The sequence below is a fragment of the Acidovorax sp. genome (assembly GCF_046294525.1).
GTDB lineage: Bacteria > Pseudomonadota > Gammaproteobacteria > Burkholderiales > Burkholderiaceae_C > Acidovorax.
Genome location: NZ_JBKBKQ010000034.1, coordinates 22,741 through 45,438, shown reverse-complemented (window position 1 = coordinate 45,438; position 22,698 = coordinate 22,741). Strand labels below are relative to the sequence as shown.

Annotated in this window: 42 protein-coding genes; 11 read left to right on the top strand and 31 right to left on the bottom strand. The window is 61.2% G+C overall.

The annotated features are described in order from the left end of the window. The first annotated feature begins 278 nt into the window (after positions 1 to 278). The 6 genes from ACK4HJ_RS21175 (at position 279) to ACK4HJ_RS21150 (ending at position 4,354) form a co-directional block, all read left to right on the top strand. The gene (locus tag ACK4HJ_RS21175; RefSeq protein WP_409835238.1) at positions 279 to 848 is read left to right on the top strand and encodes an RNA polymerase sigma factor; all 570 of its coding nucleotides are present in this window, start codon (positions 279 to 281) and stop codon (positions 846 to 848) included. A 14-nt stretch (positions 849 to 862) separates the two neighbouring features. Next, entirely contained in the window at positions 863 to 1,672 is an 810-nt protein-coding gene (locus tag ACK4HJ_RS21170) for an anti-sigma factor domain-containing protein (RefSeq protein WP_409835236.1), read from the top strand. 141 nt (positions 1,673 to 1,813) lie between these two features. Then, the gene (locus ACK4HJ_RS21165; protein ID WP_409835234.1) at positions 1,814 to 2,746 is read left to right on the top strand and encodes a DUF3034 family protein; all 933 of its coding nucleotides are present in this window, start codon (positions 1,814 to 1,816) and stop codon (positions 2,744 to 2,746) included. A gap of 10 nt (positions 2,747 to 2,756) precedes the next feature. Then, the gene (locus ACK4HJ_RS21160; RefSeq protein WP_409835233.1) at positions 2,757 to 3,221 is read left to right on the top strand and encodes a group I truncated hemoglobin; all 465 of its coding nucleotides are present in this window, start codon (positions 2,757 to 2,759) and stop codon (positions 3,219 to 3,221) included. Positions 3,222 to 3,225: 4 nt separating this feature from the next. Next, positions 3,226 to 3,978: a plastocyanin/azurin family copper-binding protein gene (locus ACK4HJ_RS21155; RefSeq protein WP_409835231.1), complete on the top strand. Its 753-nt coding sequence runs from the start codon at positions 3,226 to 3,228 to the stop codon at positions 3,976 to 3,978. Between the two features lie 7 nt (positions 3,979 to 3,985). Beyond that, positions 3,986 to 4,354 (top strand): hypothetical protein, encoded by a 369-nt coding sequence (locus ACK4HJ_RS21150; RefSeq protein WP_409835229.1) that lies wholly within the window; start codon positions 3,986 to 3,988, stop codon positions 4,352 to 4,354. A gap of 151 nt (positions 4,355 to 4,505) precedes the next feature. On the opposite strand, the gene ACK4HJ_RS21145 is transcribed toward ACK4HJ_RS21150, so the two are convergent. The 31 genes from ACK4HJ_RS21145 to ACK4HJ_RS20995 all read right to left on the bottom strand — a co-directional run bounded on the left by ACK4HJ_RS21145 (position 4,506) and on the right by ACK4HJ_RS20995 (position 19,713). Then, a complete protein-coding gene (locus ACK4HJ_RS21145; protein ID WP_409835227.1) occupies positions 4,506 to 4,916 on the bottom strand; it encodes a GNAT family N-acetyltransferase in 411 nt (136 codons plus the stop codon). A gap of 468 nt (positions 4,917 to 5,384) precedes the next feature. Next, a complete protein-coding gene (locus ACK4HJ_RS21140; RefSeq protein WP_409835225.1) occupies positions 5,385 to 5,576 on the bottom strand; it encodes a helix-turn-helix transcriptional regulator in 192 nt (63 codons plus the stop codon). A 41-nt stretch (positions 5,577 to 5,617) separates the two neighbouring features. After that, positions 5,618 to 6,724: a DNA cytosine methyltransferase gene (locus ACK4HJ_RS21135; protein ID WP_409835223.1), complete on the bottom strand. Its 1,107-nt coding sequence runs from the start codon at positions 6,722 to 6,724 to the stop codon at positions 5,618 to 5,620. Positions 6,725 to 6,755: 31 nt separating this feature from the next. Then, positions 6,756 to 6,896, bottom strand: a complete 141-nt coding sequence (locus ACK4HJ_RS21130; RefSeq protein ID WP_409835221.1) for a hypothetical protein — start codon at positions 6,894 to 6,896, stop codon at positions 6,756 to 6,758. 201 nt (positions 6,897 to 7,097) lie between these two features. Continuing rightward, the gene (locus ACK4HJ_RS21125; RefSeq protein ID WP_409835219.1) at positions 7,098 to 7,673 is read right to left on the bottom strand and encodes an ead/Ea22-like family protein; all 576 of its coding nucleotides are present in this window, start codon (positions 7,671 to 7,673) and stop codon (positions 7,098 to 7,100) included. Then, positions 7,670 to 7,858 carry a hypothetical protein gene (locus tag ACK4HJ_RS21120; RefSeq protein ID WP_409835217.1) on the bottom strand — a complete coding sequence of 63 codons (189 nt, stop codon included), beginning with the start codon at positions 7,856 to 7,858 and terminating at the stop codon, positions 7,670 to 7,672. The genes ACK4HJ_RS21125 and ACK4HJ_RS21120 overlap by 4 nt, the downstream gene beginning before the upstream one ends. After that, positions 7,855 to 8,187: a hypothetical protein gene (locus tag ACK4HJ_RS21115; protein WP_409835216.1), complete on the bottom strand. Its 333-nt coding sequence runs from the start codon at positions 8,185 to 8,187 to the stop codon at positions 7,855 to 7,857. The genes ACK4HJ_RS21120 and ACK4HJ_RS21115 overlap by 4 nt, the downstream gene beginning before the upstream one ends. Then, entirely contained in the window at positions 8,184 to 8,417 is a 234-nt protein-coding gene (locus ACK4HJ_RS21110) for a hypothetical protein (RefSeq protein WP_409835214.1), read from the bottom strand. The genes ACK4HJ_RS21115 and ACK4HJ_RS21110 overlap by 4 nt, the downstream gene beginning before the upstream one ends. Further along, entirely contained in the window at positions 8,414 to 8,539 is a 126-nt protein-coding gene (locus ACK4HJ_RS21105) for a hypothetical protein (RefSeq protein ID WP_409835212.1), read from the bottom strand. The genes ACK4HJ_RS21110 and ACK4HJ_RS21105 overlap by 4 nt, the downstream gene beginning before the upstream one ends. Then, positions 8,536 to 8,793 carry a hypothetical protein gene (locus ACK4HJ_RS21100; protein ID WP_409835210.1) on the bottom strand — a complete coding sequence of 86 codons (258 nt, stop codon included), beginning with the start codon at positions 8,791 to 8,793 and terminating at the stop codon, positions 8,536 to 8,538. The genes ACK4HJ_RS21105 and ACK4HJ_RS21100 overlap by 4 nt, the downstream gene beginning before the upstream one ends. Then, positions 8,780 to 9,265, bottom strand: a complete 486-nt coding sequence (locus ACK4HJ_RS21095) for a hypothetical protein (protein ID WP_409835208.1) — start codon at positions 9,263 to 9,265, stop codon at positions 8,780 to 8,782. The genes ACK4HJ_RS21100 and ACK4HJ_RS21095 overlap by 14 nt, the downstream gene beginning before the upstream one ends. Further along, a complete protein-coding gene (locus ACK4HJ_RS21090) occupies positions 9,258 to 10,163 on the bottom strand; it encodes a hypothetical protein (protein WP_409835206.1) in 906 nt (301 codons plus the stop codon). The genes ACK4HJ_RS21095 and ACK4HJ_RS21090 overlap by 8 nt, the downstream gene beginning before the upstream one ends. Further along, positions 10,160 to 10,423, bottom strand: a complete 264-nt coding sequence (locus ACK4HJ_RS21085) for a hypothetical protein (RefSeq protein WP_409835205.1) — start codon at positions 10,421 to 10,423, stop codon at positions 10,160 to 10,162. The genes ACK4HJ_RS21090 and ACK4HJ_RS21085 overlap by 4 nt, the downstream gene beginning before the upstream one ends. Next, positions 10,423 to 11,040, bottom strand: a complete 618-nt coding sequence (locus ACK4HJ_RS21080; protein ID WP_409835203.1) for a hypothetical protein — start codon at positions 11,038 to 11,040, stop codon at positions 10,423 to 10,425. Before ACK4HJ_RS21080 ends, ACK4HJ_RS21085 begins: the two co-directional genes overlap by 1 nt. Before the next feature lie 11 nt (positions 11,041 to 11,051). After that, positions 11,052 to 12,002, bottom strand: a complete 951-nt coding sequence (locus ACK4HJ_RS21075; RefSeq protein ID WP_409835201.1) for a phosphoadenosine phosphosulfate reductase family protein — start codon at positions 12,000 to 12,002, stop codon at positions 11,052 to 11,054. Then, positions 11,999 to 12,199: a hypothetical protein gene (locus ACK4HJ_RS21070; RefSeq protein ID WP_409835199.1), complete on the bottom strand. Its 201-nt coding sequence runs from the start codon at positions 12,197 to 12,199 to the stop codon at positions 11,999 to 12,001. Before ACK4HJ_RS21070 ends, ACK4HJ_RS21075 begins: the two co-directional genes overlap by 4 nt. A gap of 9 nt (positions 12,200 to 12,208) precedes the next feature. Next, positions 12,209 to 12,727: a hypothetical protein gene (locus ACK4HJ_RS21065; protein WP_409835197.1), complete on the bottom strand. Its 519-nt coding sequence runs from the start codon at positions 12,725 to 12,727 to the stop codon at positions 12,209 to 12,211. A 48-nt stretch (positions 12,728 to 12,775) separates the two neighbouring features. Then, entirely contained in the window at positions 12,776 to 13,225 is a 450-nt protein-coding gene (locus tag ACK4HJ_RS21060; protein ID WP_409835195.1) for a hypothetical protein, read from the bottom strand. Positions 13,226 to 13,233: 8 nt separating this feature from the next. After that, positions 13,234 to 13,674: a single-stranded DNA-binding protein gene (locus ACK4HJ_RS21055; RefSeq protein ID WP_409835194.1), complete on the bottom strand. Its 441-nt coding sequence runs from the start codon at positions 13,672 to 13,674 to the stop codon at positions 13,234 to 13,236. Between the two features lie 45 nt (positions 13,675 to 13,719). After that, positions 13,720 to 14,445 (bottom strand): hypothetical protein, encoded by a 726-nt coding sequence (locus tag ACK4HJ_RS21050; RefSeq protein WP_409835193.1) that lies wholly within the window; start codon positions 14,443 to 14,445, stop codon positions 13,720 to 13,722. Continuing rightward, on the bottom strand, positions 14,442 to 14,951 hold the full coding sequence (locus ACK4HJ_RS21045) for a hypothetical protein (RefSeq protein WP_409835192.1): 510 nt from the start codon (positions 14,949 to 14,951) through the stop codon (positions 14,442 to 14,444). The genes ACK4HJ_RS21050 and ACK4HJ_RS21045 overlap by 4 nt, the downstream gene beginning before the upstream one ends. A 183-nt stretch (positions 14,952 to 15,134) precedes the next feature. Continuing rightward, on the bottom strand, positions 15,135 to 15,482 hold the full coding sequence (locus ACK4HJ_RS21040; RefSeq protein ID WP_409835189.1) for a hypothetical protein: 348 nt from the start codon (positions 15,480 to 15,482) through the stop codon (positions 15,135 to 15,137). Then, entirely contained in the window at positions 15,479 to 15,895 is a 417-nt protein-coding gene (locus ACK4HJ_RS21035; RefSeq protein WP_409835187.1) for a hypothetical protein, read from the bottom strand. Before ACK4HJ_RS21035 ends, ACK4HJ_RS21040 begins: the two co-directional genes overlap by 4 nt. Continuing rightward, complete coding sequence (locus tag ACK4HJ_RS21030) at positions 15,892 to 16,137, bottom strand: hypothetical protein (protein WP_409835185.1); 246 nt, start codon at positions 16,135 to 16,137, stop codon at positions 15,892 to 15,894. Before ACK4HJ_RS21030 ends, ACK4HJ_RS21035 begins: the two co-directional genes overlap by 4 nt. Continuing rightward, entirely contained in the window at positions 16,130 to 16,339 is a 210-nt protein-coding gene (locus tag ACK4HJ_RS21025) for a hypothetical protein (protein WP_409835184.1), read from the bottom strand. The genes ACK4HJ_RS21030 and ACK4HJ_RS21025 overlap by 8 nt, the downstream gene beginning before the upstream one ends. Next, entirely contained in the window at positions 16,336 to 16,623 is a 288-nt protein-coding gene (locus tag ACK4HJ_RS21020; protein WP_409835182.1) for a hypothetical protein, read from the bottom strand. Before ACK4HJ_RS21020 ends, ACK4HJ_RS21025 begins: the two co-directional genes overlap by 4 nt. Before the next feature lie 387 nt (positions 16,624 to 17,010). After that, positions 17,011 to 17,337, bottom strand: a complete 327-nt coding sequence (locus tag ACK4HJ_RS21015) for a hypothetical protein (protein WP_409835180.1) — start codon at positions 17,335 to 17,337, stop codon at positions 17,011 to 17,013. Between the two features lie 32 nt (positions 17,338 to 17,369). Then, positions 17,370 to 17,639 carry a hypothetical protein gene (locus ACK4HJ_RS21010; protein ID WP_409835178.1) on the bottom strand — a complete coding sequence of 90 codons (270 nt, stop codon included), beginning with the start codon at positions 17,637 to 17,639 and terminating at the stop codon, positions 17,370 to 17,372. Between the two features lie 678 nt (positions 17,640 to 18,317). Next, positions 18,318 to 18,650 (bottom strand): hypothetical protein, encoded by a 333-nt coding sequence (locus ACK4HJ_RS21005; RefSeq protein WP_409835176.1) that lies wholly within the window; start codon positions 18,648 to 18,650, stop codon positions 18,318 to 18,320. 8 nt (positions 18,651 to 18,658) lie between these two features. Then, complete coding sequence (locus ACK4HJ_RS21000; protein WP_409835174.1) at positions 18,659 to 19,003, bottom strand: hypothetical protein; 345 nt, start codon at positions 19,001 to 19,003, stop codon at positions 18,659 to 18,661. Between the two features lie 8 nt (positions 19,004 to 19,011). Then, positions 19,012 to 19,713 carry a helix-turn-helix transcriptional regulator gene (locus ACK4HJ_RS20995; RefSeq protein WP_409835172.1) on the bottom strand — a complete coding sequence of 234 codons (702 nt, stop codon included), beginning with the start codon at positions 19,711 to 19,713 and terminating at the stop codon, positions 19,012 to 19,014. Positions 19,714 to 19,784: 71 nt separating this feature from the next. On the opposite strand from ACK4HJ_RS20995, the gene ACK4HJ_RS20990 reads away from it, so the two are divergent. The 5 genes from ACK4HJ_RS20990 (at position 19,785) to ACK4HJ_RS20970 (ending at position 22,361) form a co-directional block, all read left to right on the top strand. After that, positions 19,785 to 20,024 carry a YdaS family helix-turn-helix protein gene (locus ACK4HJ_RS20990; protein ID WP_409835170.1) on the top strand — a complete coding sequence of 80 codons (240 nt, stop codon included), beginning with the start codon at positions 19,785 to 19,787 and terminating at the stop codon, positions 20,022 to 20,024. 140 nt (positions 20,025 to 20,164) lie between these two features. Next, positions 20,165 to 20,533, top strand: a complete 369-nt coding sequence (locus ACK4HJ_RS20985) for a hypothetical protein (RefSeq protein ID WP_409835168.1) — start codon at positions 20,165 to 20,167, stop codon at positions 20,531 to 20,533. Next, positions 20,530 to 20,694 carry a hypothetical protein gene (locus ACK4HJ_RS20980; RefSeq protein ID WP_409835166.1) on the top strand — a complete coding sequence of 55 codons (165 nt, stop codon included), beginning with the start codon at positions 20,530 to 20,532 and terminating at the stop codon, positions 20,692 to 20,694. Before ACK4HJ_RS20985 ends, ACK4HJ_RS20980 begins: the two co-directional genes overlap by 4 nt. A gap of 16 nt (positions 20,695 to 20,710) precedes the next feature. Next, entirely contained in the window at positions 20,711 to 21,517 is an 807-nt protein-coding gene (locus ACK4HJ_RS20975) for a helix-turn-helix domain-containing protein (RefSeq protein ID WP_409835164.1), read from the top strand. Then, on the top strand, positions 21,501 to 22,361 hold the full coding sequence (locus ACK4HJ_RS20970) for an ATP-binding protein (protein ID WP_409835162.1): 861 nt from the start codon (positions 21,501 to 21,503) through the stop codon (positions 22,359 to 22,361). Before ACK4HJ_RS20975 ends, ACK4HJ_RS20970 begins: the two co-directional genes overlap by 17 nt. Positions 22,362 to 22,698: the final 337 nt, after the last annotated feature.

Here is a 22,698-nt window from a genome sequence, read left to right as displayed (position 1 = left end):
CTCGGCCCCATTCGGGCCGCGGGGCGCCGCGGGGTCCCACCCCGGGCCCCCCCGTTACCGACGTGGGGGCCCTCGCCAGACCCTCACCCTGCGGGCCGGGGCTGCGGCGGGCGCGCGGCGGCGTTGCCCGCCTTGCCAAGGCAGCCAGCCTTGGCTGCACCAGGCGCCTTGCCGCGCACCCGCCGCAGCCCCGGCGCACCGCCGATTTCTCGGATTCAGTGGACTAGGTGCAGGAAACCCCGAGCACTTTGAACCCCACCATCCCAGAGAATGGGCGCATGAGCACCCCAGACAGCGAATTGATGAATCTCCTCGACCGCATTGCCGCAGAGGACGCCGACGCGTTGAAAAACCTGTACGAGCGCACCTCGTCCTGCCTGTTCGGCCTGGCGCTGCGCGTGGTGCGCAACCGCGACGCGGCCGAAGACGTGCTGCAGGAGTCCTACCTCACGATCTGGCGTTCTGCTGGCAGCTACCGTGCGTCGCTCAGCCCGCCCCTGGCGTGGATGGGGCTCATCGTGCGCAGCCGTGCGCTGGACGCGCTGCGCAAGCGCAGCAGCGACCGCGCCGATTTGATGAGCGATTGGGACGAGACATTCGCCGAAACGATGGCAGGCGATGGCGTGAGCCCCATGGACGCCACGGCGGCCAGCGAGCAGGCGTTTGCGTTGCACCAGTGCCTCACGCGGCTTGAAACGAGGCAGCGCGAGGTGGTGAGCCTGGCGTACCTGCGGGACCTGAGCCACGGCGAACTGGCCGAGCAGCTCAGGCTGCCGCTCGGGACGGTCAAGACCTGGATCCGGCGCGGGCTGGAACAACTGCGCGTCTGCATGGCGCGCTATGCCTGAGGCCGGACCGCCGCATGAATCTGTCACGACATCCTGAACTGCTGGACCGCCTGGCGGCAAGCTACGCGCTGGGCACCCTGCGCGGCGGCGCGCGCCGCCGCTTCGAGTCGCTGGCCCGCGAGCAGGCCCCGGTGCGGGCGGCGGCCCTGGTCTGGCACAGCCGCTGGTCGGGCTTGACCGAGCTGCAGGGGCAGGCTGTGCCGTCGGCGCATGTGTGGACCCGCATTCACAATCTTGTCGATGCCGACCAGGCGCTGCGGGCTGCATGTGCGGCCCCTGCGCAGGGCTCCACAGCGTCCGGCGATGCCGCGCGCAGGGCCCAGGGCTGGTGGCAAAACCTGTGGGTGTGGCGCGGCGCTGCAGCGGCAGGGGCCCTGGCGACGCTGGCCGCCGTAGCGGTGGGGGTTCAGACGTATGGCGCGCTCCGGTCCAGTGCCGGCCAGCAGATCGCCGCACTGCAACAGCAGCTGGAGGCCGCGCCACAAATCCAGTACGTGGCGGTGCTCGCGGATGAAAATGCCGCGGCGTCCATGCTGGTCACATTCGATCCCAAGCACAACCAGTTGGTGTTGGAGCGTGTGGGTGAATTCCGTGAGGGCGCTGACAAGTCATTGCAGCTGTGGGCACTGCCGCCGACCGGAGGACCAAGGTCGCTGGGGGTGCTGGGGGAAGACGCCCGCTCCATCCTGGTGGCGGGCGAGTCTGACGTGCGCCGGGTCCCCACCCTGGCCATCAGCCTGGAACCCAAAGGCGGCGTACCCAGTGAGACGGGGCCTACAGGGCCGGTGCTTTTCAAGGGGGCCGTGATTCAGCGCACGCTGTAGCGTGTATGCGTGTGCGTTAGGGGCGGCGGCTTCAGCCCGCCTTCACAAATATTTCCAAAGTTTGAATCCAGGCGGAGGCCTTGTGCGTAAGTACGGAAGCAACATCCGCTTACATCCTACCCACTGTCCCTGGAGATCACGATGGAATACAGGCTTCACAGCACATTGATAGCCGCGCTTGCGATGGCCGCAGGCCTTGCGCAGGCTGACACCGGCAAGTTGTTGCTCACGGGCGGCGTCAGCAGCATTGGAGGCTCGGCTGGCGGCGGCCTCACCCCGTGGGCAGTCATCGGGACCAACACCACTGCGGGGGAGTTGGGATTCAGCGGCTATGCCACACGCGCGGCCACGCAGGACTACAGCGTCAATGGCTATGGCGTGGCCCTGGGCCTGCACGACCGGGTGGAGCTGTCATTGGCTCGGCAGGATTTCGACGCATCGCCAGCGCTGGCCCTGAACGGCATCGCACCGTTTGGCGTGGCGCCCGGCCAGCACATCAAGATGGATGTTGTTGGCATCAAGCTGCGGGTGGCAGGCGATGCCGTGCTGGACGCCGACAGTTTCATGCCACAGATTGCCGTAGGGCTGGAGCATAAGCGCACGCACCCCGGCACGATCGGATCGGTGCTGAGTTTCCTGGGCACCAAGACGAGCGGAACCGATGTGTACGTGAGCGCGACCAAGCTCTTCCTGGCACAGAGCCTCCTCGTCAACGGCACGCTGCGCTATACCAACGCCAACCAGAACGGATTGCTGGGATTTGGCTCCGCCGCGCCGGGCAAGAGCAGCCGCAGCCTGCAGCCTGAGTTTTCGGTGGCATACCTCATCAGCAAGAACCTGGCCGTTGGCGCCGAATATCGCGTCAAGCCCAACAACCTGCAGGCCCTGGGCGCTGCTGCAGGCTTCGGCGCGGCGCTGCGTGAAGACGACTGGAAGGACATTTTCATTGCCTGGGCACCCAGCAAGAACGTGTCGCTGACCCTGGCCTATGTGGACCTTGGCCGCATCGTGCCTGGCATCACCAACAACCGTCGCCAGACCGGCTATTACCTGTCGGCCCAAGTTGCTTTCTGAGGAGACCTTCATGACGCACTCCAAAAACCTCGCAGCGCTTGCCCTCGCCCTGGCGGGCTTGATGGCACAGCCAGCGTTGGCCCAGCCAAGCGCAGCGAAGACAACACCAGCGGCGCCGGCGGGCCTGTACCAGGCCCTGGGCGAGAAGCCAGGTATCACCCGGCTGGTGGATGATTTTGTGAACCGGCTTGTCACGGACCCGCGCATCGGCAGCCACTTCAAGTCGATCAAGCCCGCCGCCCTGAAAGAGAGCCTGACCGACCAGTTTTGCCAACTGAGCGGCGGCCCTTGCAAATATGAAGGCGCTGACATGAAATCGGCCCATGCCGACATGGACATCAACAAGGGCCATTTCAACGCCCTGGTGGAGGTGCTGCAAAGCGCCATGGATGCCCAAGGCATACCTTTCACCCAGCAAAACCGCTTGCTGGCCCTGCTGGCACCCATGCACCGCGACGTGATCACTGTCCGTTAAATTCATGATGAAAAATACTATCTTTTTGCTAGCTGGCAGCGCCCTATGGATAAGCGCTAGCGCCGGAAATGTACAAATCCAGGTGCTGGACCGCGACGGCAAGCCCGTGCCCGATGCCGTGGTGGTCGTCTACCCCAGCAATTCGGCCAGCTCCCCGCCTAGCCTGCTGCAGCCCAGCCCCACCATCGAGCAGGAAAAAATGCGCTTTGTGCCCGCCGTGACGGTGGTGGAACCCGGCACCACCGTGCGTTTCACCAACCAGGACCGCTGGGACCACCACGTGCGCGGCGCTGCGGCAGGCCTGACTGCCGCGACCGCTGCCAGTGGGTTTGAACTGCGCCTTGCGGGCAAGTCCGAGGGCAAACCGGCCAGCTCCGCCGAAGTCAAGCTTGACGCTGCCGGCGCGGTGCTGCTGTCGTGCCATCTGCACGGATCCATGCGCGGCCACATCTTCGTGACCGACTCCCCCTGGGCCATCAAGACCGACACCGACGGTATCGCCCGCTTCCCCGCCGTGCCCGACGGCGCCGCCCAGGTGCGCGTGTGGCACGCAGAGCAGCTGGTGGACCTGCCCCGCAAAAGCCTGAGCGTGGTGCCCGGCCCCGTGCTGGACACCGTGCAGCTCAGTGTGGTCCCCCGCGTGCGCCGCGCGCCGCCTGCGGCGCCGGGCAACAACGCGCCTGGCGGGCCGATGGGTGGGTACAGCCAGGCGCCCGCCATGGGCGACGGCGCAGAGAAACTGGCGCACCGCCATTGACCTGGGCATGCGCCGCACGCCGCACGCCGCACGCCGCACGCCGCACGCCGCACGCCGCGCCTTGCCACCTGTAGCCCACAGCCCGCCCTGGGCGGGCTTTGTCTTTGCGCGGCCTCCTACAGGCACCGGCAGCGCAGCGCCGCCCAATGAAGGCTCTACCACCAAGGAGCCCCGCATGCCCAACGATCCCAACGAACACCCCGCGCATAAAGTCCCCGAGCATTTCCCGCTGCCCCCGGGAGACCTGCCGCCCAGCACGGAACTACCCACCCTGCCACCACAGCCCAGCCTGCCCCCGGCCTCCAGCACCGGGCCCTATGCGGGGGAGGTAGAGGACGAGTCCGGCGACCCGGTGGGCAAACCGCCTCGGTTGTGAGTGGCAAACCGGCACCGCATGCCGGTTAACCGCTCAGCGCGGAATGCACACGTTGACAGCAAGCCCAACGCGGCGACCGCCTTGTGATCTTGCGCAAGTTGAACAGAGCGCCCCGCAACTGCAGGGCTTGCATGCGCGACAGCCCTGGTGCCTATTGCTGCAACGGCAGGCGCATAGCTGTTCGGCGGTGCGCAGGCAGGCCGCGCGCAGCTTCCGCTTGCAGGATCCCACGCAAGCGCTCGTCAGGCGACGGTACTTGCTGGAACCCCATCTTTGCGTACGCTGGGCCATTCCAGGGCACATCCGTGAAAGTGGTCAGTGTCACTGCTTGGAGGCCGCAGACCTTGGCGTGTTCGGTCGCGTGCTGCCTCAGGGTCTTGGCAATCCCCTTTCGCTGCCAATCACTGTGTACCGACAGCTCCCAGATGTGCAACTCATCACCAAACTGCGCTGCCGCCAAAAAGCCGACCAGCGCACCTGAGAGCGGATGAGCGACCCACACCGTTCGTTTCTTGATCAGCCGATGGTGCTCGGCAACGGACGTGACAGCGCTGGTGGCCAACCACCCAAGGCCTGGCAGCGATGCGAACAGCTCGCTTGCGGACTTCTCGATGCGAGGAAGTGGGGCGGCGTCCGTTGACTCGGCTAGGCGTACAAGCATTCGCTGTGGCTGAATCATGAAGGCGGGGATTTTGCGCTCAAACTGTTAGCAAGTGACTAGGTTGGGTCACTGCCTCACCTCGAAATCATCAACAGCATTCGCCGGCTAAGAACAGCGCCTGGCTTTCGGCTGGAGGTGCGCTCCTCCGCCTAGCTCTGACGGCCAGAATTACGCTTGCAACAGGGCGACAAAGCCAATGGCGCGGAGCATGGTTGCCCTGTTTTGCCACTGGGGTTCAGCGCCTGTCTTGATTGCTGAACAGAAATAAAAAGGCCGCACGATTGAGAAACCATGCGGCCTTGTCTGTGGTGCCCGGGGCCGGAATCGAACTCATAGGCAATTTCGCAGAATGCGTAATTTCGTGCGTAATCACCGGGCCTGCATCTTCATGTTTTTGCTGACCCACTTCTCGAAATCCCCCCGGCTCCAGCGCCTGCACTTTTGGGAAAGCGCAAGGGCCGGGCGCGGGAAATCGGGGCGCTTCACCAGCCGATCCCTGGTGTACGCATGGGATAGATTCAATGCCGTGCTGATGTCATCAAGCGTCATCAGATCGCTCATCCTGACCTCCAAAAAGAAAAGCCCCTTAGCGGGGCGGTGGGTTAGAGGCTGTCCATCACGCATTCAATGAAGACTTGCGCGGCTTTCGCGTTGATGGCGTTGCCGTAGGCGCGCAGGCGTCCCACTCGGGCGGGAGCCCCATGAGCCAGCGGGAATGAGCCGGGTTCAACTGGCCGCCACTTTCCATCCCGGCAGAAGAGCCAGTCAGCATCTGCCCAGAAGCCGTTAGTCGGGCTGGTTGGTCCGGGTGAGGTTTGCAGGGCTCCATGGCTTCCCGCCATTGCCCGCTGATCTGCCCATGCGCCGCTGGCGATGTGCTGCCCACCAGTGGTGTCGGCCAACCCGCCAGGGCCACGATCTGCCCCAGTGGCTTGCCCGTGTCCCATGGCCTCGCATCCTTCACGCCGCGGCTCGCATCGGTCGCTGTCGTCGTTGGCCATCCCGCCAGCCGCACCATCTCGTTCAACGGACGTGCGTTGTGCGTCATCTCGTTCCCCGGGTTGTTCGCGCCCTTGTGGTCCCGCGCTTGTGGGGTTGGCCAACCGGTCAAGCACGCGGCCGCCGCCAAGTCCGGCCCGTGGCTGCGCATCGCTTCCATCAATCCGCCGGCTAACGTTCTCACCCCCTTGTCCGCCAGTGCCGCCGTTGGCGTTGGCCACCCAGTAGAGCCTGTCTCGGATGTGCGGAGCGCCGACGCCCGCAGACGGGAACGGGATCGCCCCGAAGGGGTAGCCCAAGGCTTCCAGGTCAGTTTGTACAAGGTCGAGCCAAGGCATTGCGTCAGCGCTTGCAACTTGCTCTCCAATGACGATTGGAGGCTGGCACTCTTTGATGAGGTGGTGGAAGGCTGGCCACAGGTGCCGCTCGTCATCAAACCCAGCTCCTTTGCCTGCCGCGCTGAAAGGTTGGCACGGACAGGAACCAGTCCAAACAGGTCTGTCGTCGCTCCATCCGGCAGACCGGAGGGCATGGGACCAAACGCCAATGCCTGCGAAGAAATGGCACTGGGTGAAGCCGCGTAAATCGCTGGGGTAGACATCCTCGATGCTCCTTTCGTCCACGATGCCAGGCGCAATGTGCCCAGCGTTGATGAGGTTTCGCAGCCACTGAGCCGCGAACGGGTCTATCTCGTTGTAATAGGCGGTCATGGCTCAGAAATAAAAAGAGCCCGCTAGGGGCTCAGTTGAGGGTATGCACCGGCTCGGGCTCGTCGTCCCGGTCGGGTATGTCTTCGTCGTCGGTGTCGCGCTCGTCCTGCCAGCGCTCGGGGTAGTGCTTGGCGTTGTAGGCTTCGCGGTAGGTGCGGGCTCTGCGGCTCATGAGTGACTCCAGTGCAGTCTTGCTGCGTTCATGATTCGATCTAGCTCTGCTTCTATTGGCGTGCGATCTGGTGGATTGGCTCCGGTCCAGAATTCTGGGTAAGGAGTTGCGCCGCCAGACGCGCCAATGATTTCTGTGTAGCCATCCCTCTCCCTTGTGTTGCGCTTGGCCTCGATGACTTCTTGGCGTTCTTTTGAGTGGCTAGCCATGATTGGCTCCTTTGGTAGCGTCGATGGCGGCATCTAACGCCTCCTTACCGAAATACTCTTCGCCCATAAAGCAAATCGGCTGGCCGCAATCAATGAATGTGCGATACCGCTCCGCATCCTTGCGCCACCCGTCGCCCTCCCTACGGCTTTCCGCCAATGCATCGGTGAGGATTTCCACTTGCCGCTCCATGGCATCAATCTCCGCCCGCAGTTTCTTGCACTCAGCCTCAGCCATTGCATACAGGGTGCAAAGCTCGGATTCCTGCTGTTGCATGTCGGCTATCTCTCGGGATTGGGATTCGATGAGGTCGATGAGCGCAAGGATGTTCTGCGGATGAGCGCAGGCGATGTAGTCGGTGTCTCGCAGCCAAGCCTGCCCGCGTCTAGTTTCCTGGCTAGACAGTGGCTCTACATGCTCTGCCCCGCGTATTTCTTCGCCATCAGGGCCGTCAACATCACCTTCTTCCTCGCCCCAGTACGAGGCCCGGCTGATTGACGACCATGGGCCAGGGGTTGCCGCAAGTGCCAGACGGCGCAGCTTCTTGATCAGTTCTTCATGTTTGCTCATTGGATAGTCTCCTTGATGGCGCGGATCTTCTTGGCGCAATCTTCCGGCGTCCATTCGCTGGTGAGGTTGTCGCACACCTGCGCCGCTTCTTCCAGCGCATCACGCATGGCTTGCTTGAGTTGGGCGGCGGTGTAGCAGTCACCCATCGCAAACGGCTTCAGGGCTGACTCAGGTAGTTTGATCATTGCATTGCCTTTCCGATTTCAGCGGCTGCACGGACGATGGCGCGGCGGGTGGCGGCGTAGGGGTCGGGCGTAAGCTCATCTTTGAGGCGTTCCCAAAAGTTGATGGCGTCACCCGGAGGCATTGCGGAAACGGTGCCGCCCGTGTTTCGCCAAATTTGCATGCCCAACTTCACCGCCAGCCGCAGCGCATCGCCATCGTCATCAAGTGGGTTCCACCAGCCCGCATCACCAAAGTCATCAATTTGCACGGTGCTAGGTGGGTTTTCGTTCCAACGCGCAGCAATACCAGCAGCCTTCGCCGCCGCCTCCAGCAATTCACGATCAGTCACAGCACACCCCTTTCTCTCAACTTCTGCGGATCAACACCATCCCAGGCTGTAGCGCCGCGCTCTGTCAGTTGGGTGAGGTCGGGCTCCGTAGCCCGCCGCAGCGTTTCCGCTTCGACAAGCTCGGCAAATTTCTGGTCTCGCGTGCCCTGCCAGTCCTCCAGCTTCAAGCACGCCTGGCAGGCGTAGACGTTGGCCTGGTGGGCGAAGGTTTTGACTTGGTCTGGGGTCATGGTGTCTCCCTTGCTTTCAGTCGCCAGCAAATGCAGCAGGCACGGCGTGCAAGCCACTTGCTCAACGCTTTGCAGTCGTCCTGCATCAGTGCCGATGGTGGCCAGCCGGTTGTGGTGGTCATGGTGATTTCTCCAGGCGGGCGCGGGCGGCGGTGAGTACCTTCTCAGTTTTAGAGATTGGCCGTGTTTGCATGGTGTGGTACTCAAGCGCATCAACCAGTTTCCGGATCAGCGCGTCGTCCTGCTTGCGCAGTGCAGTGAGTTCATCCACCCTGCGCGCCTCTGCGTCTGCCGCCATCTCCATGTGGTCAAGGGCGCAGTCCGCGCATTTGCCAATCTGCCTGCCGTGGCGGCAGTCTCTGTCACTCAGCGCCATGCTGGCCTCCTTTGATGCCGTGGTGCTGCTCTGCGAAGCGCACGCCCGCCACGAACGCCTGCACAAACTGATGAATGCCCGGTGTGTGGCAGAACGCATCCAACGCCTCATCGTGTGTCAGCGGCACCGCCCCGGCCTGCGCCTGGGTGGGCTGCGGGGTGGTGATCGCCGCGCATCGACGCCGCAAAGTCTCCGCATCGCTGCCATAGACCCTTGCGGCAACGTCATCACCTTCCCAAAACTGAACAAACCATTTGCCAAGTGCGGGGTATGGGTCTTGGTTCAATGTCGTCAGGGATCCCTGTTGCCACGCCACCGGCTCTCCCGCCACTGCTGGCGGCGTGCCCCACTTGGCGAGGACTGCGCGGGCGAACATGATGGCTTCGGAAAACCCAACGCCATATTTCCATTCATCGCCGTCGGGGATCATCTCCTTGATTTCCGCATCCGTGGGCTGTGTTTGCTCAGTCATGGTTTGCTCCTTGCTTGCGGGCTGCGCGTTCAGCGTCGATAGCGACGCGCACGTTTGCGTAAGGGCCGCTGATTTCCCAGCGGTTGCCCTCGTGAATGTCTTGAAATCCGTAGGCTTCACACTGCTGATCCAACCAATCCAACCGCGCCGCATCCTCCAGCACGCTGTCTGCCGCCTGGGCGGGTGGGGTGGGCGCTGCGGAGAGCATGGCCCTCACTTCGGCGTAGCAAGGCCTCTTCCCTTCAAACAATCGTCGATTCATTAGGCTGTAAACCTTCTCAATCTGGTCGTCTGTCAGGCTCGGCGTCATGGGTGCCGCCCCGCTGTCTGCCGGGGCACGGGCTGCGCGGAGTGCGTCGATTGCGGAGGCTGCACACCAACCGGCCCATTCAGCGCCAAATGCCTCAATCGCTGCTTTCGGGGACTTGGCCAAATGGGCCAAATTGACATGTAGCGGCTGCGAAGGATCGAGACGCTTCACATCCGCACCAACTGGCGCTGGCTGGCTGTCTGCCTGGGGCGTGGGGGCTGGTGCTTGCCCATGGGATGCGCGCAGGGCGTGTGTGGCGTCGGCGTAGTCCTCCATCATGTCGATAACCCGCCAGCGCTCTATGTGCGCCCCCTGGTCCATGCGCGTCAGTGCGTATGGCAGCTCAGCATAGGCCCCGCCCTGGGGCGCTGCTGGCTGCGCGGCAACCTTGGCGGCAAGTCGCTTTTCTGCGGCTCGGAAACCTCGCACAAACTGGTCTTCCAGTTCGCGGCGGTACTCGATGGGGCGGCGCTCTACCAGGCCGCTGCTTGTGCTGACGGCACCGATTGCTGCCAGCTTGCGGACCTCAAAATCCTGCAGCGCTTCCGGCTGGGCGTGTTCGCCTTGGGTGGGGGATGTGGTGGTCATTGGCTGTATTCCTTGCCGTCATGTGGGCAGATTTGTTTGGCAGGGCAGTCGTCACAGTAGCCACGGTAATTCGGGCTTCCCTCGTCGAGGATGCAGCCCCACGGGGCTGGTGGCTCATTCGGCGCCCAGTCGCGCACGATGGGGATGTGGTTGGCTGCATCGGTGCAGAGTTTCTGCAGCTCGGCCTTCCTGTTGGTCACGCGGACGCCCTGATCGCGGCGCAGGGCGTCGTACTCTTCCTGGGTGAGGATGTACTGCACTACGCCCCCTTTGCCTCAGATGCGGGAGGGGCGGCGGCGATCATTGCGCGATAGCCAGCGTAATTGAACGTGTGTGTTTTCCCCGGCTCAGATTCCCTGGCGGCGTCGAGGTATGCCCAGCCCATAGCAAGTGTCGGCTCCACCGGCACCAGCCTCCACCCTTCCGCTTGTGCTGTAGGTGGGGCGGCGCCCAAGTACAGGGGGCCGACTACTTGCCAGCTTGCATCAGCGTCAACGATCATGTCGGGCATCACGATGCGTGTGCGGCCCGTTTCGCAGTGCTGCCAAAGGTGCGCCACCGGCTCCCCTGCATTTGCTGAGAGGTAGGCGCTATCCAGCAGCAGCATTGCGTGCTGCAACAGCATCTCAGCGCTGTAGTCGTTGCTGGCTATCTTGGCTTTGATCTCTGCCAGTGTGTAGGGCTCTTTGATGTGCGCCGATGGCGCAGGCGCACTTGCTGCGAGAGAGGCGCGGGCCTGCCATGCCCTCCATGATGGGTATCCGTCGCCTGCGTCGAAGAACCTGAACCCCATCTGCTCGGTGTACTCTCCAAGCTTTTGCGAAAGCGCCCACGCCTCGAAGTCCTCGCGCTCCCTGCTCATGTCTGTATTGGTCATGTCTGCTGCTCCTATTCGCAAAGCCCATAGATGGATGAGCATTGCGGCCCATCGTTTTCGATCCGCAGAAAATCAAACTGCCGCCCGCCTCGGCTGGTCTGCGACCACTCCACCACCGCGTCGATGTTGGCCATGGCAACCGCCTCGGCTGGCGTTACGTTGTCGCCGTGGTTGGCTGCCGCAAAGAAGGTTGCTGCTTGGCGTTTGCTGGCGCTTGCTACAGCGGCCTCCCACTCGCGGATGCGGTCGATAGCCTCTGGGAAGCGCTTGCTGATTTCCAGCAGCTCATCCTTGCGGCAGTTGATGCAGGGCATACAGCCGACCCGGCCCATGCCCATTTCGTACAGCGGGTTGTGCTTGATGCCGTGCTTGCGGTGCATGGCGAAGGCATCCTCTGCGGTCCAATCGAGGATGGGCCGGTAGTTCCACAGCTCTCCTGGGTGTTTGACGGGCACTTGCTCCAGCTCCAGCAGAAACCGGCGCTTGAGAGATTCGTCCCGGCGCACACCCTGCCAACTACGCACGTCATCGCCAGCGGCCAGAAGCGGGGTCTGTACCTGCTTCACGATGGGGTCGCGTTTCAGTTCTGCGCTGCAGAACGCGGCCATGGTGCTGGGAAATCGACCCTTCCAGATGCACAGGTCGAGGAAAGGATTTCCCGTTGGCACCAGCGCGGCAGCGGCCCGGTCAATGTCGGCCTGCGGCACGCCTTTTGCCGCCCACTTTGTGAGCACGTATTCTTTTTTGCCCGCGATGCGGTCGGCAAAATCGGCGCGCACCCAGCGGATCGGAACCCCGGTGGCATCTGACAGGTAGCGCACGTAGTCATACGTGAGTTCGTGCTCGTTCCCCGTGTCGGCAAACACGGCCTGCAGGTTCTCCGCACCGCGCTCGATTGCCAGCAGTAGCAGGGCTGTGCTGTCTTTCCCGCCGCTCACGCTGATGATGTTGTGCTCTGTCATGTCTGCTGCTCCAATGCCCAGTTGATGATTTCGCGCGCCTCTTTGAGCGCAACCCGCAACGCAGCCAGCTCGCGGAACTGGCGCATCTCCTTGTCGCTTTCCATTGCCCGCACGCCCTGCAGAAACTCCACCTGCTGCTCTGCCTGCAGGGCGCGGCGCTTCCACTGTTTTAAGGTTGGCTCCTTTGCGTCCGTCATGTCCTGCTCCTATCGGGCGCCAAGGCCCTGAAATGGGTTGCTCGCCCTGGTTGCTCCAAGTCTGCCCCTGCGGTACTGGCTAACCAGCGATCTGCTGATTCCCAGGCGTCGCTCAATCTCAGGGCCTGTTTCGTTGCTGTGGAGAATTTCCTGAATGGTTTCCTCCGTGATCCGGCTCAGCTTCCGTTTGTGCTGAGAAATCTTTGCCGCTCGGATAGCCTCGCCTGCAGCCGTCCTCAGTTCAGGTTGCGCGAGTCTTTTCATATGGTCAGCCTCGGTGTCGCATCGGATGTGCGCAGGGTTGACGCATCCGTCCTGTTGACAGATTGCCCGGTAGTACACCTTTTCATCTGGGACCTTCTTGCCAGACAGCTTCCACAGCAAACCCCTTACGCTGGTCATCTTTCCTTCGTGGAAGACATAAGGTGTGTTGTTTGCCATGTAGCCGTTCCAGATCAGGCAGTCCCCAAATTCATCTACGCGGGCAAGTAGGCTTTCTGTCGTGTGCACTTTTCTTGGCATGGTCATAAAGAAAAAGCCCTCACGGGGAGGGCTTGGGGGTGGGGTGCGGGGTGGTTAGGCGGCTCGTTTCACAAGCGAGTGCGCCTCTTTGTGGTGCTTGTCGCAGAGCCACACCACATCGAGGGGACGGCTGTAGTCGGGGTGGTGGCCGTGAGGTTTGCCGCAGCACTCAGGTACTGCGCAGACGGGCCAAGGGATCACGCGGCCATCGCGCACCGCATTGCCAAGAGCAATATGTGCCGCCCGGCGTTCCGGCCTTCTTGCCTTGTATGACTGCCTTGCTCGCGTCAGTGCCTGCTTCCCTTGTTCCGTCTGTTGATACATGACTCTCGCTGCCACACGATGCGGCATTGAACCGCGCATGCGGTCATAGGCCCGAATGTCTTCTAGGTTCGCTTGCCGATGCGCCCGCACGCGCTCCTTGATGCACTCTTTGCAGCGGTTTGGGTTGCTTTTGTAGAACTCAGCAGCACCCTTCGTTGTGTTGCATTGCTTGCAGTGCATGGCGCCTCCTAAAACGGGATATCTGGGTCCATGTCGTCAAACCCGGATCCTGTGGAGCCACGCGGGGCGGGCGCCTGGGCCTGCCGTGGTGCCGGGGCTGGGCGGCGTTGTGGCGGGGCGTCAGAGCCCCCGCTGTCACGTTTTGGCCCAAGCTCCACGTCGTCCACGCGCGCAGCCAGCTTGAATGCCGCGTATCCATCCTTCTCGTATTCCTCAATGTGCACATCGCCCAGGGTGAAGCAGTGCAATGAGCCCTTGACCAGATACGGCGCCAGCTTCTCCGCGCGCTCGCCCCAGAATGCCGCGTCAATCCATTGGGTTGGATAGACGTCGCCCTCCTTTTGCCCGTAGTTGTAGGCCAGCGACAAATTCGCTACCTGTTTTCCGCTCGGTAGCGTCTTGACTTCTGCATCGCGCCCGAGGCGCATCAAACCGTACATTTTTGCCATGATGGCCCTTTCAAATTGCCCGCCGCCCAGCGCGGCAGGAGTTGGTTAAACCGGGTGTTGCTCCACGATTTCGCGGATGGTCTTTTCGATGTAGGCGTTTGCGGCCTTCACCTTGATCTTGATGCGCTCTTCTGCTGCCGGGTCGCGCTGATAGAGCACGCGGGTCACGCGCAGGGCTGGGTTGATGTGCGACACGTAGTGCAGCGATTCATCCTCATAGCCGATCAGATCGGGCGGTGTATCTACAAGGCACCACGCAACCTCGAACTCCGGCTTGTCCCACAGCCACATGTATGCGCGGCCCTGCCATTCATAGTCGTTGTCGTGCGCCTGAGCGGCCGTTACCGGGAACGTCGCCAGCGACCACGCGGACTTGATGTCCGTTATCCGGTTCGGCTGCACGATGTCGCACTCTCCGGTGATCCAGTCGTTCTCGCGGCGCTCAGTGTTCTTGGTGACGGACGAAAAAAACACCGAGTTGTAAAGCTCGATTGAGTCATCCTCGACCATCGTTCCCTTCTCTGTGAACTTGCTGGAGAACGTCTGTTCGTAGCCGTAGACAAACTCTTTTGCAAGCTGGTCAAGGTATGTCTTGGCGCCTGCAGACAGAGACTGCTCTTTCAGCGGGGCTAACAGAGCCTTTTCCTCGTCGGTCTTCTTCGTCTTGCGCGAGATTGCCGCGAGATCTTCGGTCAGCAGGGCTGGTTCAATCGACTGCGCATCCGTCATGATCCGGCCAAGGCTGGAGGCGCGGAACTTGAATGGCTTCATGCGGGCGCATCCTCTGGCAAGCCAGCCGCAGCGACTTGCAGCTCTTGCGTAAGCCATTCATCCTGTTCTTGTGTCAGTGTGAAATTGCCGCGCACCTTCTCTGCTGTGTATTCCCCAGCCTTGATCTTGTCCACAGCAGCCTTGAGACGTTCATCGGTGATCTTGGGTAGCGTGCGCTTCGCCACGGTCGGGCGGATGCGCAGGCACTCCACGGTGTCGCCAGCGAGCTTTGTAGTGCTGGCAAACAGGGTAATTGGCTTCCCGGCCCAATCCTCGATATACGGCCCGTAGAGCTTCGCAATGCTCTTCTGGTTCGTGCTGTTGAGGATCATCGGCTTCTGGTTCTTGAGGTGAGCCACTGTGCATTCCTCTTTCTTCCCACCCGTCCCGGTGATGACTTCACGCGCAACATGGGCGATGACCACCGTCAGGTCTTCGCCTTCGTTGAGCGAATAGGCGCCGATGTAGTCCGGGTTCATCAGGCGCTTGTAGTGCGTCTTTGACATGGTGTCTCTCAATAAATCGGTGGTGAATAAACTCGCACCCATGCGAGTGCGAGAGCTGCAGCACAGGCAAGGAGCCAGGCTAGTAGGGCGGTGGTTTTCATGGCAGCACCACAATCAGCGCCACGATGGATAGGGCCAGGATGGTCCATAGTCCTGCGGCAAGCTCTAATAGGTAGCGGTCGGTCATGGGGATGGCTCCCCGGTTGCCCTGGCGATGGCCGCATCAACGACTTCAAGCCAGTCGAAAGTGCTGCGCATCTCTCCGTTTATCTCGGCCTCATGAAAATTCCAGTCGGACGCAATGCTCATGAACTCTCGTGCGATTCGGAGCGCATCCAGCAGATCAGGCGCGGCTGCGATCAGGCTTGCGTTAGCCAGCATTTCTTCCCGCGAGATCACCTCGGCACAGGTGTTGTTGTCGCGGCGGTCCATGCTGCAGGTGAGGTTGTGCTCCGTGCCAAGCAGTACGTCGCAGCAAGCGTTGTTTTCGTCGCCGATGGTCCATGGGCCTGGCGTGTGGCGTGCTGTCATTCCTTCACCTCCGCTACTGTGTTGGGGAGAGACTTGGAGAGGGCTTTCTGTGCTCGCTGAGAGTGCATGCGCAGCGTGTTGATCACTGGTTGCTTGTCCAGAAAAGCACCCGGCGCGCGCTCTGCAATCAGATCCAGTTGGCGCGTCATGCTCTTTGCCATGTGGTCTAGGGTGTCCTCCAGCTCCTTCACCCGCTCTACAAGCTGGCGGGGAGTGAGGCCGGTTTCGTGGTGGACTGTTCCGGCTTCTGCGATAAAAGCGGCCATCTGCATGGCGCGCTCCACATCTGCTTTCATGCTCAGCGGCTCATCAGTTGCGGCGTTCACCGAGAAAGCGACCCGCTTGCGACCGACATACACGTCGCGGCCGCGCGCCACCCATGGCCGGGCTGGCGGCTTGATTGCTTCACTCATTTCGTTGCTCCTTGTGCCTGTGCAACCGCATCCATAAGGCTGTCAGCGCTGCGCTGTTCTGCGTCCATGTCGCTGCAGCCGGTGAGAACCAGCGCGGCAAGAATGGCGACGGCGAATATCCAGCCGTGGCGAATGCAGGCGTAAAAAAACCGCTTCGTGAGCGGTTGTCGGTAGTGGTAGATCGCGTGCCCGTCGCATCTGGTTGTGCGCGGGAATCGCAGGGTCCAGTTGGAATCAGTCATGGGTGTCTCCGGTGGCTTTGGCTATGGCTGCGCGGTAGCTCTTGCTATCTCCGCCAAGAGCGTCGATGTAGTTGGCAGCCGATAAAAGCTGGAAAACAAGCTCCGGCGCGGCATCACGTAGCGCGGTCTCCCGCTTGATAGCCGCCTGGCTGGCCTCGCTCGCTGCCAGTGCTGCAGGGCGGTCGCGTTCGGTGCGGGTCATTCGTCAATCTCCGCTGTGTGATAACCATGCTTGTCTGCCAGTGCCTTGACCACCGCAATGCACGACTGCACACCGGCGGCGCAACCGTCCATCAGTGCCGCGATTACCTGCTCGTCGTGGTCGCGGTAGCTCAGTCCGTCTAGCAGCCTGTCGTACTTGCCCAGGCGGGCGTCCAAGATTGCGACAGCAGCAAGCCGCGCCTCTTCACGCTGCATCAGCTCGTCGCGCTTTGATCGGCGGTCTTCTTCGGCTGCGCAGGCCAGCATGTCGATTTCAAAGCTCATTGCTGTTCTCCAGAAAGCAGAAAGCCCGCGTGTTGCGGGCTTGTGGTGTGTTTGGTTGGCGCCCCTACCGGGAGTCGAACCCGGCGACTAACGCATAGACAAGTGCGCCGCCATCCGATCCGGGGCTAATAAGTTGGTGGTGGCCGGGCTACCTTCACCTCTCGTGATTGAGCGCAATCTCGATACCGGCCAGGCCGGGGTGTTGTCACTTCTTCCGGGCTGGGTACTAGCCAGCCAGATCCAGTCATGCGGACACCACCAATAGCGACCACTGCCACAGCACTGACGAGGCGCTGTGTTCGGTCGTCATCCGCAATGGGCGCTATTGGTGGCCCTGAGCATCACGCCCAGGTAGCTTGCCCTGTCTATAGGAAGACAGGGAGGGGGTTAGGCATCGGTAACGATCCCGCCGTGTAGCTCAATCAGCTGCTCTACATGTTCAATCGGCACATAGCCATAAACTGTGTCCGTTGGCTTTTCTGGCTGCTCCGCATAGCTCATGATCAGCTCTGGTTCAGCGCTTGGGAAACCCACCTCAACCTCGTACCAAGGCCCCAAGTTTTTCCTTGGAGAGCAATACGATCCGTGCGTTGCCTGAACTGACAGCGAAAACCCATCTTTGCAGGTGATGCGTTTTGCAAGCGGGAAATGGCTTCCGTCATGGCCGTAGCCGCGATGGTCTCGGAAGCCCATAAGATATGCGTTCAAGTCCATGCTCTTCTCCTAGTTTGTTGAATTGGGGGGGGTTACAGGGAAACCAGCCAGCCGCGCAGCGATGTCTGATTTGCTGCATCACGCTTGAAAGCCACGCGCTCAATTCGCGTTTTGACGCAGGCGATCTTTCTGCCTGGCTCGATGGTGGCCAGGACCATTGCCCAGCGGTCAGCAGCAGTGCGGCTCTTGCACACCACGTTCACGCTCAGGCGGGGATTGCCGAACACCTTCAGCGTGTGGTGCGGGATGCCCAGCGATACGAGCTTTTCAGTGAACAGCTGCAGTTGGCTTGGTTCGATCATTTGGTGCTCCTTGAATGCCAAAGCCCTGACCCGCAAGGCTTTGGGATTGCCCCGCGTTGGCAGGGCGGGTTGTTCATCTCATTGACGGGTCATGTGTTCTCCTTCGCAGCGCTTGGCTGCCTGGTGGTTGATCGGCACGGGAGGGGGAGAGACCGCCTCTGTTGCATCCCGCGTATGCAGGCGTTCGGCCCTGCAGTTGCCTATCCGGATTCGGTGCTACCCCACTCCCGGCTTGTGCCTGCTGTCGTCTTTCGCGAACCGCAGGGGTGTTTGAGCGCAATCAGGTGGAGGCACTTCGCCCCACCTCTCTCATCGGGGCCATTCCGCCGCATGTACGTTTTGGTTAGAGGTACGCCACTTGGCAGCTACTTGGTATGGGCCTGCCCACTCGAATGACCTCGCCACCACGGTGCCCCGTATGGCTTTCACTGTTGCTGACAAGTGCCCCCGCCTGATTGCGCTCAGTTGTTAAGGAACCGTTTCCGTAGTGACCGCCGATCCGCTCACCCGACACCGTCTTAGGCTTTCGCTGCGGTATGGGTGTTATTCTAGCGAAACGACATAGCACGTCAAGCGTTACGCTAGTTATGCGCTAGATTATTTATGACCCGTTGGTCAGTAACTGCGCTGTAGGCAAAAAAAAGCCGCCTCAGCGGGCGGCCTGTTGGGCGTGGCGGACTAGTTGCAGTTCGTGTAAACAGCACCGCCCATATAGCGGGATTGACATGACACGGAAGGCGCCATTAGCGGGTTTGGCGCTGGCCTTGGTCTTGCGGCCTCCATCAACATCAAGCCGTTGATGATCTGTTGTTGCTGCTGTTGCTGTTGCATCTGCTGCAATGCTTGGTTCTGGCGCTGGATCTGCTCCTGCATGGCGTCCTCGCGCGCCTGCCGATCAAAGTCCGCTCGCAGTGCAGCCAATCTCGCGCGCTCTCTTTCTGCTTCGTCTTGTTGGGCGCTTGCGCCTATGGAGATGCAGATGAAGGCAACCACGGTCAAGAGCTTTTTCATATGCGCCTCTACTGTTTGCAGTTTTTCTTGCCGCTGGCGGTCATTACGGCTTCACGTTCTCCGCGCACCGTTGCCAGCTCAGCTGCTTCTACGCCGTCCCCGGTGCCGTAGCCCATCCAAAAGGCTTGCGTTTCGCTAGTCTTAATACGCTGGTTCTGCGCTGCTACCAGGGCGTTCTCCCGCCGTGAGAGGGAGGCCAGCTCGTTAGATAGCGTGGCGCAGTCATATGGCTCGTATTTCAGCGGCGACACGTAGGCCCCGGTGATCTGGCTTGCCGGTGTCGGCATGTTGGTTGCGCAACCGGTCAGAACAACCAGCCCGAGCGTAAATAGAGATGTTTTGACTACCTGCATGAAATCTCCTAAAACTCCTCGCCTTTCCACACCTTCACCACGCGGGCGAAGACCTCAAAATCCATCCCCGCCACGATGTCAAACGGATCGTAGAGAGTGTTGTAGCTTTTGGCTCGCAGAACCAAGCCGCCAGCTGTCGGGATGCGCTGGAGCTGCTTCACAAATCCTTCCTCGCCTACGCGGAAGAAGTAGATCCCATCCACGTCTGCGCGATTTATACCCGTGTCCACCAAAAGCGGGTCGCCGGGATTGAAAAGAGGCTGCATGGATGGCCCGAAGCCGGTCACGATGGCTAGATTCTTGGTGGCCGTGATGCGATGCACGTTCTCCTGCGCCCAGCGGTCGGAAACCCGCCATTCCTTAATCACACCTGGTTGCTCTGCCAACACGATCCCCCGTCCCATTGATCCCCCGGTCTCGAATTGCCGGATTACAACATCACTGATTTCATTTTGTAACGAATGCGCAGAGGGTATTACGGAAGCGTCGGATTCCAAAGCTTGATCTAACCAGTCAGGGAAAGCCTGGGTGATCTTCGCGCGCAGGTTTGGGCCGACTCCCTTAGGGTTCCCGCTTGGCAGCTTGCGCTGCGAAACGATTTGATAGATGGATTGGCCGTTTGCGCCTATCCGAGCGGCCAGGGCGTCATGCCCCCCAACGCGGTCGCACAGGCGCTGTAGCGCCAAAACAAATGGGTCTGTCGTGTTCATTCGGATTTCTAGCATTCCGCTTCTGTCGAAACGCTTGACAAGTAGCTAGCGTTTCGACAGAATGACGCTCCATGACCAGCCAAATCACACCAGAACTCCGCCGCGCGCTCGCCGCCAAGGTGGGCGTGCATGAGCAGTACCTGTACCAGTGCCTGACCGGGCGGCGTGACATGAACCCCACGGAGGCGCGCCGCATTGAGGACGCCACCAAGGGGCAGCTCACTCGGCAAATGCTGTGCCAGCGCACTTGGCTCGGCATCTGGCCCGAGCTGGCAAAGCAACGCAAAGCCAAAGCCATCCAAGCGGCCTAACCCATGGCTACCCAATCCCTCCAGTGCCACTTCGCAGTGGCCTTTGCTCAGGCCCTCGGGTCTGGGCGTTTTTTCTTTCGTGTTCATGGCGTCCATTGTTTGGCACGCCATTGATAACCAGCGATACCCGGAGATACGACATGAAATCAGCCGCTATCAGCCCTTCTCAACTCACCCTGAATTTTGAGCCGGGCCTTGTGGAGCGCTACGGTTCTTTGCGCGATTGCATCGCCACCGGTGTCTATCAGCGCGGCCTCAAGCGCGTGGCTATCGACTTGGATCAAGCGCCCAGCAATCTGTCTGTCCAACTGAGCGATGACCCATCACGCCGCTTCTCGGTTGACAGCCTGGAAACGTACATCGAGAAGACGGGCGACAAGACCCCGGTGCTGTATCTGGTGGAGCGATTTCTTGCTCCCGATCTGCAGAACAAGGGCATCAAGCAAGTGGAAGCCGTGAAGGCCCAGATTGCGGAGCTGATGCGCCAAGTGGAAGGGCTGGCGCAATGACCTTCCCCACCATCCGCCCCAAGGCCAACCCCGGCCCATCTGCTGGCATCAAGCGCCCATCCATGGCCCTCAAGCGTTACCCCGGCTTCGTGCTGGAGAACCAGCAGACCGGACAGGCAAGCACGTTGCGCCGTCAGGCTTTGAGCAAGGCGGCTGTATAGCCCGCACAGGAACCGAATGAGCTACGAAGCGGTGAGCTGGGCAATGGCGCAGCAAGTGGGCAAGTCGTCTACCAAGTTCGTCTTGGTGGCGATGGCTCATTGCGTGAACGCTGAATCTGGCGACATGGTTTGCTGGCCGTCCGCAAAGCACCTGGCCGAGATCACCGGCCAGGACGTAAAGACCATCGAAACCAGCGTTGTGCGGCTGCGCGAGGCTGGCTGGATTGTGGACACCGGAGCCCGTCGCGGCATGACCGGGCAGGTGATTGTTTACCGCCTGAACACCACCAAAAACGGGGGAGTTAATGAGCCCGAACAACTCCCCCAAATTTCCGCAAAGACCCCCAAAAACGGGGCACTTGCACCAGAACCTAACTCCCCCGTTTTTCCCGATAACTCCCCCGTTTTTCCGGTGGAACTCCCCCGTTTTTCCCATGTAACTCCCCCAAAAACGGGGGATGGAATAAGGAAAGAACAAGGAAAAGAACAAGGAAGGAATAAGGAAAAGAGCGCGTGCGCGTCCATGCCCGGAGTTCCTGACCAACTGTTTTCGGACTACATGGCCGTGCGGAAAGCGAAGAAGGCCGGACCGCTGACCACCACCGCTGTGAACGGATTGATCCGCGAGGCGGAGAAGGCGGGCAAGACGCTGGAGGAGGCCGTGACGATCTGCTGCGAACGGGGGTGGCAGTCGCTGAAGGCCGAATGGCTGGCAGACCGGCAAACCCCACGAACCACACAACCAACCCAGCCGACACGCCACAGCGGCTTGTCATCAATGAACTATTCCGCAGGAGTGAACGCAGATGGAACATTCGCCTGAAAACACCGCCCAGAGCATTGGACAACTGCTCGACACGTCCAAGGATGCCCTGGGCGAAGTCGGCAAGGAGTGCGCAACGCATGGCGCGTACACATCGACCGGCGTGCGCTACAAGATCGGGCGCATGAACCGAGAGGTGTGGACGCCTTGCCCTGACTGCGAAGAAGCCCGAGTGGCTGGCGAGCGCCAAGCCGAGGCCGAGAAGGCGGCAAATGCTGCCCGCCAGCGTCTGGAGGCGCTGCTTGAGGACGCCGCCATTCCGCGCCGGTTCATCGGCCGCACCCTGCAGACCTACAACGCCATCACGCAGGAGCAAAAGCGCGCACTGGCTGTGGCTACAGACTACGCGGAGAACTTCGCGCAGAAGGCCAAGCGTGGTGATTCCCTGATCCTTTTGGGCGCCCCTGGCACTGGCAAGAGCCACCTTGCCGCCGCCATCTTGCAAGCAATCCTGCCAGAGTACTGCGGTCTCTACACGACTTGCTCAGGGGTGATTCGTACGGTGCGCGCGACATGGCGCCCCAACTCGGAAAAGACCGAGAGCCAAGTCCTGTCGGTCCTGTTCAGCGTCCCGCTGCTGGTGATTGACGAGATCGGCGTCCAGTACGGCACCGACAGCGAACAGAACATCCTGTTCGACGTGATGGACCGCCGCTACCGGGACATGATGCCCACCATCCTGCTGGCAAACCTCAAGCTCAAGCGCGAGAAGCCGGAAGACCCGGCAGGGCTGCGCGAAGTGCTTGGCGAGCGGATCTATGACCGGCTGACGGAAACCGCCCGCATCGTCACTTTTGAGGGCGACAGCTACCGCGCCCAGGCTCGCAAGGAGTCCGCAGCATGACCCGCGCCCAAGCCAATCACCTCCTCGACTTGGTCCGCGCTGGCGGCGACGTTCCTGAGTCCGAAGTGCTGTTTGCCCTTTGGGTAACTGGCGATCTGTTCAGCGAGGTGGCATGACATGCAGCACCTGCAGCGAAGCCAGAGCCACGCCAGAGCACTCACGCCTATTCGCGCAGGGGTGCCTGTACTGCGCGGCCAGGCGCATTCAGTACCTGCAAAGGGTTCTGTTCAAGGGCGACAAGAAACACATTGTGGACAAGCGCCAGGAGCGGTGCCGCAAGGCTCTGGCGGATGCCGTGGCGGATGGCCTGAATGGTCCGCAAGTGCGGGAGCTTTCT

Bases quoted from the DNA above. Each gene is read 5' to 3' on its own strand.
- ACK4HJ_RS21120 (WP_409835217.1), bottom strand. From the start codon at position 7,858: ATGATCAAACTACCTGAGTCAGCCCTGAAGCCGTTTGCGATGGGTGAC.
- ACK4HJ_RS21015 (WP_409835180.1), bottom strand. From the start codon at position 17,337: ATGGACTTGAACGCATATCTTATGGGCTTCCGAGACCATCGCGGCTAC.
- ACK4HJ_RS21125 (WP_409835219.1), bottom strand. From the start codon at position 7,673: ATGAGCAAACATGAAGAACTGATCAAGAAGCTGCGCCGTCTGGCACTT.
- ACK4HJ_RS21110 (WP_409835214.1), bottom strand. From the start codon at position 8,417: ATGACCCCAGACCAAGTCAAAACCTTCGCCCACCAGGCCAACGTCTAC.
- ACK4HJ_RS20980 (WP_409835166.1), top strand. From the start codon at position 20,530: ATGACCTTCCCCACCATCCGCCCCAAGGCCAACCCCGGCCCATCTGCT.
- ACK4HJ_RS21160 (WP_409835233.1), top strand. From the start codon at position 2,757: ATGACGCACTCCAAAAACCTCGCAGCGCTTGCCCTCGCCCTGGCGGGC.
- ACK4HJ_RS20990 (WP_409835170.1), top strand. From the start codon at position 19,785: ATGACCAGCCAAATCACACCAGAACTCCGCCGCGCGCTCGCCGCCAAG.
- ACK4HJ_RS21030 (WP_409835185.1), bottom strand. From the start codon at position 16,137: ATGACTGATTCCAACTGGACCCTGCGATTCCCGCGCACAACCAGATGC.
- ACK4HJ_RS21155 (WP_409835231.1), top strand. From the start codon at position 3,226: ATGATGAAAAATACTATCTTTTTGCTAGCTGGCAGCGCCCTATGGATA.
- ACK4HJ_RS20995 (WP_409835172.1), bottom strand. From the start codon at position 19,713: ATGAACACGACAGACCCATTTGTTTTGGCGCTACAGCGCCTGTGCGAC.
- ACK4HJ_RS21000 (WP_409835174.1), bottom strand. From the start codon at position 19,003: ATGCAGGTAGTCAAAACATCTCTATTTACGCTCGGGCTGGTTGTTCTG.
- ACK4HJ_RS21170 (WP_409835236.1), top strand. From the start codon at position 863: ATGAATCTGTCACGACATCCTGAACTGCTGGACCGCCTGGCGGCAAGC.
- ACK4HJ_RS21010 (WP_409835178.1), bottom strand. From the start codon at position 17,639: ATGATCGAACCAAGCCAACTGCAGCTGTTCACTGAAAAGCTCGTATCG.
- ACK4HJ_RS21050 (WP_409835193.1), bottom strand. From the start codon at position 14,445: ATGAAGCCATTCAAGTTCCGCGCCTCCAGCCTTGGCCGGATCATGACG.
- ACK4HJ_RS20975 (WP_409835164.1), top strand. From the start codon at position 20,711: ATGAGCTACGAAGCGGTGAGCTGGGCAATGGCGCAGCAAGTGGGCAAG.
- ACK4HJ_RS21100 (WP_409835210.1), bottom strand. From the start codon at position 8,793: ATGGCGCTGAGTGACAGAGACTGCCGCCACGGCAGGCAGATTGGCAAA.
- ACK4HJ_RS21080 (WP_409835203.1), bottom strand. From the start codon at position 11,040: ATGACCAATACAGACATGAGCAGGGAGCGCGAGGACTTCGAGGCGTGG.
- ACK4HJ_RS21020 (WP_409835182.1), bottom strand. From the start codon at position 16,623: ATGAGCTTTGAAATCGACATGCTGGCCTGCGCAGCCGAAGAAGACCGC.
- ACK4HJ_RS21025 (WP_409835184.1), bottom strand. From the start codon at position 16,339: ATGACCCGCACCGAACGCGACCGCCCTGCAGCACTGGCAGCGAGCGAG.
- ACK4HJ_RS21045 (WP_409835192.1), bottom strand. From the start codon at position 14,951: ATGTCAAAGACGCACTACAAGCGCCTGATGAACCCGGACTACATCGGC.
- ACK4HJ_RS20985 (WP_409835168.1), top strand. From the start codon at position 20,165: ATGAAATCAGCCGCTATCAGCCCTTCTCAACTCACCCTGAATTTTGAG.
- ACK4HJ_RS20970 (WP_409835162.1), top strand. From the start codon at position 21,501: ATGGAACATTCGCCTGAAAACACCGCCCAGAGCATTGGACAACTGCTC.
- ACK4HJ_RS21055 (WP_409835194.1), bottom strand. From the start codon at position 13,674: ATGGCAAAAATGTACGGTTTGATGCGCCTCGGGCGCGATGCAGAAGTC.
- ACK4HJ_RS21095 (WP_409835208.1), bottom strand. From the start codon at position 9,265: ATGACTGAGCAAACACAGCCCACGGATGCGGAAATCAAGGAGATGATC.
- ACK4HJ_RS21140 (WP_409835225.1), bottom strand. From the start codon at position 5,576: ATGAGCGATCTGATGACGCTTGATGACATCAGCACGGCATTGAATCTA.
- ACK4HJ_RS21060 (WP_409835195.1), bottom strand. From the start codon at position 13,225: ATGCACTGCAAGCAATGCAACACAACGAAGGGTGCTGCTGAGTTCTAC.
- ACK4HJ_RS21005 (WP_409835176.1), bottom strand. From the start codon at position 18,650: ATGAAAAAGCTCTTGACCGTGGTTGCCTTCATCTGCATCTCCATAGGC.
- ACK4HJ_RS21175 (WP_409835238.1), top strand. From the start codon at position 279: ATGAGCACCCCAGACAGCGAATTGATGAATCTCCTCGACCGCATTGCC.
- ACK4HJ_RS21165 (WP_409835234.1), top strand. From the start codon at position 1,814: ATGGAATACAGGCTTCACAGCACATTGATAGCCGCGCTTGCGATGGCC.
- ACK4HJ_RS21090 (WP_409835206.1), bottom strand. From the start codon at position 10,163: ATGACCACCACATCCCCCACCCAAGGCGAACACGCCCAGCCGGAAGCG.
- ACK4HJ_RS21035 (WP_409835187.1), bottom strand. From the start codon at position 15,895: ATGAGTGAAGCAATCAAGCCGCCAGCCCGGCCATGGGTGGCGCGCGGC.
- ACK4HJ_RS21105 (WP_409835212.1), bottom strand. From the start codon at position 8,539: ATGACCACCACAACCGGCTGGCCACCATCGGCACTGATGCAGGACGAC.
- ACK4HJ_RS21065 (WP_409835197.1), bottom strand. From the start codon at position 12,727: ATGACCATGCCAAGAAAAGTGCACACGACAGAAAGCCTACTTGCCCGC.
- ACK4HJ_RS21130 (WP_409835221.1), bottom strand. From the start codon at position 6,896: ATGAGCCGCAGAGCCCGCACCTACCGCGAAGCCTACAACGCCAAGCAC.
- ACK4HJ_RS21040 (WP_409835189.1), bottom strand. From the start codon at position 15,482: ATGACAGCACGCCACACGCCAGGCCCATGGACCATCGGCGACGAAAAC.
- ACK4HJ_RS21070 (WP_409835199.1), bottom strand. From the start codon at position 12,199: ATGACGGACGCAAAGGAGCCAACCTTAAAACAGTGGAAGCGCCGCGCC.
- ACK4HJ_RS21150 (WP_409835229.1), top strand. From the start codon at position 3,986: ATGCGCCGCACGCCGCACGCCGCACGCCGCACGCCGCACGCCGCACGC.
- ACK4HJ_RS21075 (WP_409835201.1), bottom strand. From the start codon at position 12,002: ATGACAGAGCACAACATCATCAGCGTGAGCGGCGGGAAAGACAGCACA.
- ACK4HJ_RS21135 (WP_409835223.1), bottom strand. From the start codon at position 6,724: ATGACCGCCTATTACAACGAGATAGACCCGTTCGCGGCTCAGTGGCTG.